Source organism: Streptomyces atroolivaceus, assembly GCF_000717025.1.
GTDB classification, from domain to species: domain Bacteria; phylum Actinomycetota; class Actinomycetes; order Streptomycetales; family Streptomycetaceae; genus Streptomyces; species Streptomyces atroolivaceus.
In genome coordinates this window covers 1-12,177 of the sequence record NZ_JNXG01000002.1, presented here as the reverse complement: position 1 = coordinate 12,177, position 12,177 = coordinate 1, and the positions used below count along the sequence as shown (strand labels likewise).

11 protein-coding genes are annotated in these 12,177 nt (G+C 70.5%); 10 read left to right on the top strand and 1 reads right to left on the bottom strand.

Going from position 1 to position 12,177, the window contains the following annotated elements:
• Window positions 1-221 precede the first annotated feature (221 nt).
• The 6 genes from OO67_RS03150 (at window position 222) to OO67_RS03125 (ending at window position 7,494) form a co-directional block, all read left to right on the top strand.
• Entirely contained in the window at window positions 222-530 is a 309-nt protein-coding gene (locus OO67_RS03150; RefSeq protein WP_015610155.1) for a hypothetical protein, read from the top strand.
• Window positions 531-716: 186 nt separating this feature from the next.
• Window positions 717-1,586 carry a DUF8175 domain-containg protein gene (locus OO67_RS03145; RefSeq protein ID WP_033297042.1) on the top strand — a complete coding sequence of 290 codons (870 nt, stop codon included), beginning with the start codon at window positions 717-719 and terminating at the stop codon, window positions 1,584-1,586.
• Complete coding sequence (locus OO67_RS03140) at window positions 1,576-2,907, top strand: hypothetical protein (protein WP_033297041.1); 1,332 nt, start codon at window positions 1,576-1,578, stop codon at window positions 2,905-2,907. The genes OO67_RS03145 and OO67_RS03140 overlap by 11 nt, the downstream gene beginning before the upstream one ends.
• On the top strand, window positions 2,904-4,454 hold the full coding sequence (locus tag OO67_RS03135; RefSeq protein ID WP_033297040.1) for an SCO6880 family protein: 1,551 nt from the start codon (window positions 2,904-2,906) through the stop codon (window positions 4,452-4,454). Before OO67_RS03140 ends, OO67_RS03135 begins: the two co-directional genes overlap by 4 nt.
• 18 nt (window positions 4,455-4,472) lie before the next feature.
• Window positions 4,473-5,891, top strand: a complete 1,419-nt coding sequence (locus tag OO67_RS03130) for an ATP-binding protein (RefSeq protein WP_033297039.1) — start codon at window positions 4,473-4,475, stop codon at window positions 5,889-5,891.
• Window position 5,892: 1 nt separating this feature from the next.
• Entirely contained in the window at window positions 5,893-7,494 is a 1,602-nt protein-coding gene (locus OO67_RS03125; protein ID WP_033297038.1) for a type VI secretion protein, read from the top strand.
• Window positions 7,495-7,498: 4 nt separating this feature from the next.
• Here the strand turns inward: OO67_RS03125 and OO67_RS03120 are convergent, their stop codons facing one another.
• Window positions 7,499-8,056 carry a GNAT family N-acetyltransferase gene (locus OO67_RS03120; protein ID WP_033297037.1) on the bottom strand — a complete coding sequence of 186 codons (558 nt, stop codon included), beginning with the start codon at window positions 8,054-8,056 and terminating at the stop codon, window positions 7,499-7,501.
• A 232-nt stretch (window positions 8,057-8,288) separates the two neighbouring features.
• Between OO67_RS03120 and OO67_RS03115 the strand changes: the two genes are divergently transcribed.
• Genes OO67_RS03115 through OO67_RS03100 form a run of 4 tightly spaced genes read left to right on the top strand, consistent with a single transcriptional unit; the run spans window position 8,289 to window position 11,997 of the window.
• Window positions 8,289-9,215, top strand: a complete 927-nt coding sequence (locus OO67_RS03115) for an ATP-binding cassette domain-containing protein (RefSeq protein ID WP_033297036.1) — start codon at window positions 8,289-8,291, stop codon at window positions 9,213-9,215.
• A complete protein-coding gene (locus OO67_RS03110) occupies window positions 9,212-10,000 on the top strand; it encodes an ABC transporter permease subunit (protein WP_033297035.1) in 789 nt (262 codons plus the stop codon). The genes OO67_RS03115 and OO67_RS03110 overlap by 4 nt, the downstream gene beginning before the upstream one ends.
• 60 nt (window positions 10,001-10,060) lie before the next feature.
• A complete protein-coding gene (locus tag OO67_RS03105; protein WP_051709098.1) occupies window positions 10,061-11,332 on the top strand; it encodes a sensor histidine kinase in 1,272 nt (423 codons plus the stop codon).
• Window positions 11,329-11,997, top strand: a complete 669-nt coding sequence (locus tag OO67_RS03100; protein WP_033297034.1) for a response regulator — start codon at window positions 11,329-11,331, stop codon at window positions 11,995-11,997. Before OO67_RS03105 ends, OO67_RS03100 begins: the two co-directional genes overlap by 4 nt.
• Window positions 11,998-12,177 lie beyond the last annotated feature (180 nt).

The window sequence follows — 12,177 nt, the reverse complement described above, 5'->3', positions numbered from 1 at the left end:
TGCTAGCCGTCACACCTCGTGATACACAGAGTAACCATGCATATGCAGGCAGATCCCGACAGGAGCCGCAGGTCAGGGCAGCTTCTCCGGTCAAACGTGCGAGATCCGGGTAAAGAGACCCGGGAAGGCGTCGTGCGATGCCGGTTTCATCAGCGAAGATAGAGACCGACCCGTGTCGCACGGCGCGGGCTGCGAACTACCCAACAGGGGCGGTGACTTACATGATCCTGGCAGCGGAAAAGGGCGACATCACCACCATCATCGGCGGAATCGCCCCGAACTGGGGGCCGTTCGGGACCCTGGGCAACGAAGCACGCATCATGATCGAAGTGGTGATGGCGATCGCCATCCTGCTCTGCCTCGGCATCGCGATCTGGGGCGCGGCGAAGCAGCGCATCGGCGCGACGGCGCTGCGCGACACCTTCAGCGCGGAACAGGGCAAGGGCCTGATCGTGGCAGGGCTGACCGGCGTCTTCATCATCGGATCGCTGGGCACACTGTTCACGATCGTGTACGGAATGGCTGTCTGACCGGCTGCCGTTCCGCCACCCTGCCCCCGGGCCCGCCCCCGTCCACCCCACACCATCCGTCCGTCGTGCCCACCGGCAGAGGTTGCGTCCCCTGATGTCGAGTCACCACACCGCGCCCACGCGGAAACCAGCACCGCTACCGTCGTACTACGCGGAACTGCACACGGTCGAGGGGGCGTACGCGGCATGAGCCAGGGTGATGAGCGCGGATACGGCGGGAACGAACCGGGGGGCCGCGCGGACGACGCGTACAGCACTCTCGGCGGGACGCGCCAGACGCGCACGCGCCTGCCCGGCGGCGTCGACGACGGAGACGGCTACGGCCGCCGGCCGGCACGGAACTCCCGCTCGCTGATCATGGTGGTGGGCGTGGTGGTGCTGTTGATCGCGGCGATCGCGTTCGCGAACCAGGGCGGGGGCGGGGCCTCGGGCAGTGACGGCGAGAAGAAGCCTGACGCGGCAGGGGCAGGCCCCACGGCCGCGACGGGCACGAAGCCTGTCCAGGGCAAGAACGGCACGATCGCCTCGGGCTTCGCGCATGACGAGCAGGGGGCGCAGAGCGCGGCGGCGAATTACGCGGTCGCGCTGGGGTCTGCGGAGATGTTCGACAAGACGAAGCGTGACGGCATCCTGGAGGCAACCCACGACCCCGCCGTCGTGGCGACGCTCAAGGCCGACATGGCCGAGGCATACTCCGCAGGCTTCCTTACGAACGTCGGACTGAACGAAGACGGCAGCACGCCCAGCGGGCTGACTTTCGTCTCCAGGACCATTCCAGTGGGCACGAAGGTCACGGCCCACGGCGCGGACGCCGCGACCGTGGAAGTTTGGTGTACGGGTCTCGTCGGCATGGCGGGCCAAGGATCGACCAAACCCGTCACCGCCACCTGGTTCACCATCACCGAGAAGCTCAGGTGGGTGGGCGGCGACTGGAAGATCGAGTCGTCGAGTCAGGCAGAAGGGCCGACACCCGTCAACGGGGACAACCGGGCCTCGACTGCGGACGAAATCGCCGGTGCGGTTGAGGGATATGGAGGCTTCACCTATGCCCGATAACCGCCGGTCCCGCGGCTTCTCGATCGCCGGGCTCTTGGGTGGCCTGTCGGCGGGGACGGTTGCTCTGGCATCTCGTGCCTACGCTGCCCCCACACCGACTCCATCGCCCAGCACCAGCGACAACCCCTGCGACCTCATCGTCGGGCTCGCCAAGGACTATTGCGAGGACGGCGAAGCCGGCGCCGGCGCGCGCAGCACCCCCTCCACCACCCCCGACGCCCTGGACCCCCTCACCTCCCTCGCCCGCGGCTGTGCCGACGCCGCCGCCTACCTCGTCGGCAAGCTCAGCGAGGCCGTGGAGAGCACGGCGACCGTCGACTTCACCAACCCCACCTTCCGCACCCAGTACGCCGTCGTCTTCGCGGCGTCCACCATCCTGACCCTGGTCCTCTGGCTCTTCGCCGTGGCCAAGCGCGCCATAAGAGGCGTGCCCTTCACCACCGCGATCTCCGAGGCCATCGGGTTCCTCTGGCTCACCGTCCTCGCCTCCGCCTTCACCCCGCTCATCCTGTACGTGGTCGTCTCGGCCACCGACGGCGTCACCGAGGTCATCTCCGCCGCGACAGGCGGGCAGACCGACGTCTTCTTCGGGTCCTTCGCCGAGGCCCTGAAGAAGGGCACGGACATCGGCGGCGGGCCGATCATGCTGATCGTCGTCTCGCTCGTGTCGATCCTCGCCGCCGGCATCCTGTGGCTGGAGCTCGTGATCCGGGCCGCCCTGCTGTACGTGGGCGCCCTGCTGGGTGTCGTCGTGTACTCCGGGCTCGTCGACAAGAACATGTGGGGCCACGTCCGCCGCTGGGCGGGCATCATGATCGCCGTGATCATGGTGAAGCCCGTCATCGTCATCGTGCTCGGGCTGGCCGGCGCGCTCTCCGCGGACGACGGGCCCAACGCCTTCTCGGCCGTCGTGTCCGGCCTGGCGATCATCCTGCTGGCCATCTTCGCGTCCGCCATGATCTACCGCTTCGTCCCCGGCTTCGGTGACGAGATCCAGGGCGCCCGCACCAACCGCAAGCAGGCCACCGACGGCTCCCAGGCCGCAGCGATGATCAGCTCGCCCGCCGCTCTCGTCTCCCAGGGCATCAAGACCCACAGCGGCCGCAGCGGTGGCGGTGACGGCGGTGGCGGAGGCGCCCGGCCCTCCAACCCGGTCAGCGGCGGTGTCGCCGCCCACAGCTCCCGGAACACGGGCGGCGGCTCCGCGCCCTCGCCCCGCAGCGGGGCCGGGCCCACCGCCGGCACCCCCCACGGCAGCCGCTCCCCACGAGGCGGTTCAGGCAGCACAGGTAACACGAGCACAGGAGGGGGAGGGCGTTGACGACCCAGTCCCACACGATCGCGCCCCGCCGTACGTATCTCATCGGCCGTGCCCGGCCGAACGCGATCGTCGGCAAGAACCGGGAGACGGGCGAGATCGCCCTGATCATCGCCGGAGCGTTCCTCGGCATGATGAGCGGGCTCCTCGTCCCGGTCCTCTCCCTGCGGATCGTGGCGCTCGTGGGCTTCCCCATGCTGGCCCTGGCCGTCGTGTACGTCCCCTACAAGGGCCGCACCTTCTACAAGTGGTTCGAGATCAACCGCAGCTTCAAGCGCACCCTGCGCCGCGGCACCGCCTACCGGTCCTCCGCCATGGAGGCGGGCGTAAGCGCCGACGGGCGCGAGGTGGAGATCGGACCGCCGCCCGGCATCGGCCGGATCAGCTGGCTCGCCGCACCGTTCGGCCCTGACGAGATCGCCGTGCTGCTGCACGCGGACCGGCGTACGGTCACCGCCGCCATCGAGATCGAGGGCCCCGGAGTCGGCCTTCGCGACAGCGAGGACCAGGAGGCCCTGGTCGACCGTTTCGGCACCCTGCTCAAGCACGTGGCGAACGGCGACGGCTTCGTGACGCGCCTGCAGATGCTGGCCCGCACGCTCCCCGCCGACCCCGACGCTCACGCCAAGGACGTCGCCCAGCGCGGTGACAGGACCGCGCCAGGCTGGCTCCAGGAGTCGTACGACCAGCTCCAGTCGATGGTCTCCACCTCCAGCGAGCAGCACCGCGCCTACCTCGTCGCCTGCATGCACTACAGCCGCGACCTGGCCGCCGAGGCCAACGCCATGGCCCGTGCCATCCGCCCCCAGGGCGGCCGCAGGATCGACCGCGACGCGGGTCTCGCCGTCGTCATGGCACGCGAACTGACCGACATCTGCGCCCGGCTCGCCGAGGCCGACATCCGGGTCCGCCAGCCCCTCGGCCAGAGCCGGCTGGCCTCCCTCGTCCACTCGATGTACGACCCGGACCACCCCATCGACCACATCCAGGCGATGACGAAGCGCAACGCCTGGCCGGCCGAACTGGACGCGGTCGAGCCGACGTTCCTGCAGGCCAAGACACGCGAGTCGACGACGCGTGCCCCCTGGTGCCACTCCACGGCCTGGGTGAAGGAATGGCCGATGACCCCCGTAGGGGTCAACTTCCTGGCCCCCCTCCTCGTCCACACGCCCGACGTCATCCGCACGGTCGCGGTCTGCATGGACCTCGAACCCACCGAAGTGGCCATCGAGCGGATGCTGACGGAGAAGACCAACGACGACGCCGAGGCGAGCCGTCAGGCCAAGATGAACCGCACAGTCGACCCCCGCGACATCGCCGCCCACGGCAGGCTCGACCAGCGGGGTGAAGATCTGGCGAGCGGAGCGGCCGGGGTGAACCTGGTGGGGTACATCACCGTGTCGTCCCGGTCCCCCGAGGCACTCGCCCGCGACAAGCGGACGATCCGGGCCTCCGCCGGCAAGTCGTATCTGAAGCTGGAGTGGTGCGACCGTGAGCACCACCGCGCCTTCGTGAACACCTTGCCGTTCGCCACCGGCATCCGACGCTAACGAGAGGGCAGTCACGCCATGCGAGATCCGCTGTCCGCGTTGTCGGACGCCTTCACCGCCTTCCTCTTCGGGAACGTCGAGACGACCCGCCTTCCCGTGCGTACGTCGACGGGCCAGGCACAGGCCGTCTACCTGCCGACCGCCGCACCCGGCCTCGGGGACTCCGGCGTGATCATCGGGCGTGAGGTGTACTCGGGCAAGGGCTACATCTACGACCCTTTCCAGCTGTACGGGCAGCAGCTCCCCGCCCCGCACTGGCTGGTGCTCGGCGAGTCCGGCAACGGCAAGTCGGCCCTGGAGAAGACGTACGTGCTCCGCCAGCTCCGCTTCCGCGACCGCCAGGTCGTCGTCCTGGACGCCCAGGGCGAGGACGGCGTCGGCGAGTGGAACCTCATCGCCCAGGAACTGGGCATCACGCCCATCCGGCTCGACCCGACCGCCGCGCTGAACGACGGGATCCGGCTCAACCCCCTCGACCCGTCGATCACCACGACCGGGCAGCTCGCACTGCTCCGCACGATCATCGAGGTCGCCATGGGCCATGGCCTCGACGAGCGGTCCGGCTTCGCGCTCAAGGTCGCCCACGCGTACGTCGGCGCGACCATCACCGAACGCCAGCCGGTCCTGATGGACATCGTGGAGCAACTGCGCCACCCGAAACCCGAGTCCGCCGAAGCGATGAACGTGGACATAGACGACGTACGGGCCTGGGGCCTGGACGTCGCCCTCGTCCTGGACCGGCTCGTCGACGGTGACCTGCGCGGAATGTTCGACGGCCCGACGACGATCGGCATCGACCTCGACGCACCGCTGATCGTCTTCGACCTCTCGCACATCGACCGGAACTCCATCGCGATGCCGATCCTCATGGCGATCGTCGGCGTGTGGCTCGAACACACCTGGATCAGGCCCGACCGGAAGAAGCGCATCTTCCTGGTCGAGGAGGCCTGGCACATCATCAACTCGCCCTTCGTCGCCCAGCTCTTCCAGCGGCTGCTGAAGTTCGGGCGACGCCTCGGGCTGTCCTTCGTGGCGGTCGTCCACCACCTCAGCGACGTCGTCGACGGAGCCGCGGCAAAGGAAGCGGCGGCCATTCTGAAGATGGCCTCCACCCGCACGATCTACGCCCAGAAGGCGGACGAGGCCAGAGCGACCGGCAAGGTCATCGGCCTGCCCAGGTGGGCTGTCGAGATCATCCCGACGCTGACCCCGGGCATCGCCGTATGGGACGTCAACGGCAACGTACAGGTCGTCAAGCACCTGATCACGGAAGCGGAACGCCCCCTGGTGTTCACCGACCGGGCGATGACCGAAGGCTCCGCGATGGACCTGCTCCCCGAGGACGTACGCGCCGCGGAGCTGGAGGCGGAGCAGCGCGCGGCACGGATCGAGAACCAGCAACGGCTGAACGAGTCGTCCGAGTCAACGGTGGCATGACATGGCACGCCAGGCACCATCAGGCCCGGGACGCGGCGGCGAGGGCCAGGGCGGCATCCCGGACGGCCTGCTGATCGGCCTCCTCGGCTGTCTCTTCGGGCTCATGGTGCTGGCCTGGACGGCCACGGGCCTGGCCGGGCTGTTCGCCCATGGAGGGTGGCCGGACGGTGTCACGTTCATGCGGACTCCCCTGGCCCTGCGCGCCCTGGCCGTCGAGCCGGCGGACCTGCCGGGCGCCTGGCCGGACACCCCGCCGGGCGAGCTCTCCGGATACGGGTTGTTCTGGGGCCTGTTCATCGGCGAAGTGATGGTGTTGCTGGTCCTGGCGGTGTTCGCGGTCGGGGTGGTGGCGCGCTGGCGGCTGGTCCGGAAGCAGCAGAGCGCGGCCCCGGCACCGTACGAGCCCGAAGGGGAACCCGTACGCACCCACCAGGCGGCCCAGGAACCTGCGCGGCGGACGACGCCCGCCGAAGCACCCCCGGCCCCTGCCGTGACCGCCACCGCTCCGGCGCCCGTCGAGACGGCTCCGGCGCCCGCAGCCGTCGCCCCTCCCACGCAGGAGCCCTCACCAGCTCCGGCACCCCTCACCCCCCACACGCAGGAGACCTCACCCGCCGGAGCCCTCGCCGCCTACGCGCAGGAGACCTCCCCACCGGTCCCCGCACCACGCACCCCTCAAGTCCTCTACGGCGCTTCCGCCACCCGGCGCCCCACCGTCGTCCAGGCCATCAGGGACGCCGCCGGCTCCGCGCTCGTCGTGACCTCGGACCCCACCGTCTGGGCCGAGACGAAGGACGCCCGCAGCAAGCTGGGCCCGGTCCTCGTCTACGACCCCGGCCACCTCTGCGACACCCCGGCCCGCCTCCACTGGTCGCCCACCGCCGGCTGCGAGGACCCCGCCACGGCGGCCTCCCGGGCCGCCGCACTCCTCACCCCGGTCCGCCCGACGGCCAGGGTCGACGCGGCCGTCGCCGACACCGCCCAGACACTGCTCCAGTGCTGGCTGCACGCCGCTGCCGTGGACGGCCGCCCGTTCCGCCAGGTCCACCGCTGGGCCTCCGGCTCCGGCGGCCACGAACCGGTACGGCTGCTCCGTACCCACCCCAAGGCGGCCTCCGGGCTCGCAGGGCTCCTGGAATCCGCCCTCACCGCCCACCCCGAACGCCGGGAAATGGCCCAGGAACTGGCCGTACGGGCCTTCGCCGCCCTTTCCTCGGTCCACATCCGTGAGGCGTGCACGCCCAACCGATCCGATGCGCTCGTGCTGGATTCTTTTGCACGCGAAGGGGGAACGCTCTATGTGGTCGGTGAACCCATCGAGGATCCCCGCCACCACCCCGGTGCGATGCCCCTGCTCACCGCACTCGCCTCGCACGTGGTCGAGCACGGCCGCCGCATGGCCGCACGGTCAACCGACGGTCGGCTCGACCCACCAATGACGCTCGTCCTCGACGACGTCGCGGCCGTGGCTCCGCTTCCCCAGCTTCCGGAGCTGCTCTCGGCCGGCCGGGACCAGGGACTGCCCGCACTGGTCCTGCTCCGTTCCGAGGAACAGGCCCGCGCCCGCTGGCGGGAACGCCTTCCGGCACCCGGACCGGGCTGATCCCCTACCGCTTCCGACGGCGGATCTCGAACTCCAGCTCCAGGGCCGTGGGATCACCCTCCATGGGCAGCGTCCGCCCGGTCGGTGCGAAGCCGATCCGGCGGTAGGAGGCTTCGGCCCGCGCGTTGGCCTCGTGGACGTACAGACGCACCCGCTCCAGCGGCGGCCCGGACAACGACCAGGACCACTCGATCGCTTCGAGGAACAGCGCGTCCACCAGCCCGCGCCCCCGGTGCCCCGGCCGGACGAACACCCCCACCAGGTGGGCCTGGTCGACCTCGGCCGCCTCCCCGAAACCAGGCTCACCCGCCGGCCGCTCGACGAGTACCGACACGGTCCCCGCCCACAGCCCGTCGGGCGCCTCGGCGATGAACTGACGGCTGTGCTCCCCCACGGCAGCGCCCGCCGTCCGCTCCTGCCAGAACACGTCGGGCTTGGACAGCGCCTGCTCGTACGTCTCCAGGAACGCGATCGGGGCAGCCGGATCCCGCAGAGCCGCCAGCCGGAGCTCCTTGGCCCGCTGCCACTCCTCGGCCCGCACCGCACGCACCACGTATTCCATCCGCCGATCGTGCCCTTCCGCCCTCACCACGGCAAACGAGATACGCCGGCCGGTCATCACAGACGGCCGTGCGGCCACCGGGGCGCGCCGTACGAGAGCGGGGCGCCCCTGCGCGGTGACGACAGCGGCGCGCTCAGCCCGCTATCGGCGTCGTACCCAGGTACTACCGCAGGCCTCACCTCAAGCCCCCGGTCGGACGACCGCCCCGCGCGCCCTCCGTAGCGTCGACGACATGATCAGGGCATACGAACTCACCAAGCGGTACGGGGACACGACCGTCGTCCACGGCCTCGACTTCACCGTGCGGCCTGGCACCGTCACCGGTTTCCTCGGGCCCAACGGAGCCGGGAAGTCGACCACCATGCGCATGCTGCTCGGACTGGACGCCCCCACCCGCGGCCGGTCCACCATCGGCGGCCGCGCCTACACCACCCACCCCGCGCCGCTCACCGAGGTCGGGGCCCTCCTGGAAGCCCGCTCGGTCCATCCGGGGCGCACCGCCTTCAACCACCTCATGGCACTCGCCCACACCCACGGCATCCCCCGCAGCCGCGTCGAACACGTCCCGGACCTGGCCGGCCTCACCGGAGCCGCACACAAGAGGATCAAGGGCTTCTCGCTCGGGATGGGGCAGCGTCTCGGCATCGCGGCCGCGCTCCTCGGTGACCCGGCGACCCTCATCCTCGACGAACCGGTCAACGGGCTCGACCCCGAAGGCGTCCTCTGGATCCGCAACCTGCTCACGTCCCTCGCCGCGGAGGGCCGGACCGTCCTCGTCTCCTCCCACCTCATGAGCGAGATGGCCCTCACCGCCGACCATCTCGTCGTCATCGGCCGCGGCCGGCTCCTCGCCGACACCACCGTCGGCGACCTCATCCGCACCGCGGGCGGCGCCTCGGTCAGGGTCGTCACCCCGCAGGCCGACGCCCTGCGCACCCTGCTGGCCGGACCCGGTGTACGGATCACCACCGGCACCGCCGACGAACTGACCGTCCACGGAACCGACTCCGTGCACATCGGCCGTACCGCCGCCGCCCACGCCATCCCGCTTCACGAACTCACCCCGCAGACCGTCTCCCTGGAACAGGCCTTCATGGACCTCACCCAGGAATCCGTCGAATACCGGACGGCCGCACCCCTGACCGGAGCCCTCGTATGACCACCGCGACCGCGCCCTCCCCGTACCGCGTCACCCCTCGTCGTGTCGTGCGCTCCGAGTGGCACAAGCTGTGGTCCCTGCGCTCGACCTGGGTCACCCTCCTGTCCGCGGGCGCCGTCATCCTCGGTGTCGGACTCCTCATGGGCGCCACCTACACCTCGGGCGGCGGCGACGCCGACATCGACACCGTCGTCCTCGTCCTCTTCGGCACCCAGCTCGGCCAGATGTGCCTCGCGGTCCTCGGCATCCTCGTCACAGCCGGCGAGTACTCCTCCGGGATGATCCGGGCATCGCTCACCGTCGTACCGCACCGGCTCCCCGTCCTGTGGGCGAAGGCCGCGGTGTTCACCGTCGTCGCCTACTCCTCGATGTTCGCCACCGCCCTGATCACGTTCCTCGCCGCGCAACTGTTCCTGCACGACACCGACAAGGCCGCCGCTCTCACGGACCCGGGCGTCCTCGGAGCGATCGCGGGCAGCGCGGCCGCCGTCACCCTGCTCAGCCTGATCGCCCTCGGCCTCGGCGCCACCCTGCGCTCCGTGCCCGGCAGCACAGGGGCGTACATCGGCGGTGTCCTGATCCTGCCCGAGGTCCTCGGAATGCTTCCGTACGATGCCGTGGACAGCGCGCTGAAGTACTTCCCGACTCAGGCCGCCGGGGTACTCGGTTCGGCCACACCTCTCCCGGACGCCGCTACCGCCGGTCCGGCGCTGCTGGCCCTGTGCCTGTGGGCCGGCGCTGCCCTGGGCGCCGGCGCGGTGCTCCTGCGCCGCAGGGACGCGTAACGGGACGATGCGGTACGACGGAGAGGGCGGAGCGGTGCGGACGGACCGAGGACGGACAGGGTGAGTGACGAGAAGGCCCCGCCCCCGCCCCCAGGGCACCTGACCACCGGCACCGCCCCGCTGACCCTGTACATCCAGCACCTCCTGCAACGGCTCAGGGCCTTCGACCGCCGCCGCCCGATGATGTGGGACCTCTCGGTCACCGGCTTCTGGGTCGTCGTCGCGGTGCTCGACTACAGCACCGGAGGTTGGCGCAGCGTCGCCCGGAACGTGGATGCGCCGGAGCCACTGGTCCTGCTGATGAGCCTGTGCTTCTCCGTCCCCCTGTTGTGGCGCCGCCGCCGCCCGATGGCCGTGCTCGTCCTGATGGCACCGGCCTCCCTGCTCAACATCTGGACGGGCGCCGTCGTCCAGGCCGCCCTGCTCCAGCTGATCCCCGCCTACACGATCGCCCTGCGGCTGCCCCTCAAGAACCTGGCCGGGGCAGGGCTGCTGATGTGCCTGCCCGCCGCCGCCGGAGCGATCGCGATCCGCGGCACCGCGGACCGGCAACTCGTCTCCTACCTGTGGGCGTTCGCCTTCGTCACCCTGCTCGCGATCGCGGTAAGCACCCGCCGGGAGTACACCGAGGCCCTCGTCGAGCGCGCCCACCGGCTCGAACGCGAACGCGACCAACAGGCCCGACTCGCGGCAGCAGGAGAACGCGCCCGTATCGCGCGGGAGATGCACGACATCATCGGCCACAACCTGTCCGTCATCACCGGCCTGGCCGACGGCGGAGCGTACGCCGCGGCCAAGAACCCGGAACGGGCCGGCCAGGCGCTCGAAGCCATCGGCACCACGAGCCGCCAGGCCCTCGCGGAACTACGCCGCGTGCTCGGCGTCCTGAGCGAACCGGCCCCGGCCGCCGACCTCACACCCCAACCGTCACTCGCGGACCTGGGCACCCTGCTGACCGGCGTACGGGAGGCGGGGCTGCCCGTCGGGCTGACCGTCCACGGCAGTCCCCCGCCCGTCCCCGCCTCGCCCGGCCAGCAGCTCGCCGTGTACCGCGTGGTCCAGGAATCCCTCACCAACACCCTCAAGCACGCGGGGCCCCGGGCCACGGCCGAGGTCACCCTCACCTACACGCCCACCGGACTGGACGTACGGGCCACGGATTCGGGTGGTGCCCCGCAGCCCCCGCGGAACGAGAGCCCCTCCCACGGGCGGGGCATCAGCGGAATGCGTGAACGAGCCTCGCTCTACAACGGCACACTCGAATCAGGCCGGCTCCCCACCGGCGGCTGGCAGACACGACTTCGCCTTCCCTTGGAGGACACACACCCGTGACGACGGTACTCATCGCCGACGACCAGGCAATGCAGCGCTTCGGTTTCCGCATGCTGCTGGAGAGCCAGGACGACATGACAGTCGTCGGTGAAGCAGCGAACGGCACGGAGGCGGTGAACATGGTCGCCCGCCACCACCCGGACGTCGCCCTCATGGACATCCGGATGCCAGGCCTCGACGGCATCGAGGCGACGCGCCGCATCATCACGTCCGGGGCCCGGACGAGGGTCCTCATCGTGACGACGTTCGACCTGGACGAGTACGCCTATGACGGCCTGCGGGCCGGGGCGAGCGGGTTCCTGGTCAAGGACGCGATGCCGGAAGAGCTCCTCTCCGGCATCCGGGCCGTCGCGAGCGGTGACGCAGTCGTCGCCCCGAGCCTGACCCGCCGGCTCCTGGACGCCTACGTGCACCATCTGCCGCCCGCACCCGGCGCCGGCACCGCCTCGGCAGACCCGCGCATCGCCTCACTGACGGAGCGGGAGCGGGAGATCCTCACGGTCATCGGACAGGGGTGGACCAACACCGAGATCGCCACACGCCTCCACCTCGCCGAATCGACGGTGAAGACGCACGTCACGCGCATCCTCGCCAAGACGGGCTCCCGCGACCGCGTCCAGGCCGTCATCCTGGCGTACGACACCCGGCTGGTGAACCTGCGCTGACCCCGCGGGCCTGGGACCCCCGGCACGGCTCACCGGTCCCACCGGTCTCGTCGGCCGGGCTCGCGCGTGATTCGGGCAGCAGAACGCAGAAAAGCCCCGTGCCACAAGGGCACGGGGCTTTCCCGGAATAATTGTTCGGCGGCGTCCTACTCTCCCACAGGGTCCCCCCTGCAGTACCAT

Coding starts and splice junctions, on each gene's coding strand:
- OO67_RS03150 (WP_015610155.1), top strand. CDS start 222: ATGATCCTGGCAGCGGAAAAGGGCGACATCACCACCATCATCGGCGGA.
- OO67_RS03145 (WP_033297042.1), top strand. CDS start 717: ATGAGCCAGGGTGATGAGCGCGGATACGGCGGGAACGAACCGGGGGGC.
- OO67_RS03140 (WP_033297041.1), top strand. CDS start 1,576: ATGCCCGATAACCGCCGGTCCCGCGGCTTCTCGATCGCCGGGCTCTTG.
- OO67_RS03130 (WP_033297039.1), top strand. CDS start 4,473: ATGCGAGATCCGCTGTCCGCGTTGTCGGACGCCTTCACCGCCTTCCTC.
- OO67_RS03125 (WP_033297038.1), top strand. CDS start 5,893: ATGGCACGCCAGGCACCATCAGGCCCGGGACGCGGCGGCGAGGGCCAG.
- OO67_RS03120 (WP_033297037.1), bottom strand. CDS start 8,056: ATGGAATACGTGGTGCGTGCGGTGCGGGCCGAGGAGTGGCAGCGGGCC.
- OO67_RS03115 (WP_033297036.1), top strand. CDS start 8,289: ATGATCAGGGCATACGAACTCACCAAGCGGTACGGGGACACGACCGTC.
- OO67_RS03110 (WP_033297035.1), top strand. CDS start 9,212: ATGACCACCGCGACCGCGCCCTCCCCGTACCGCGTCACCCCTCGTCGT.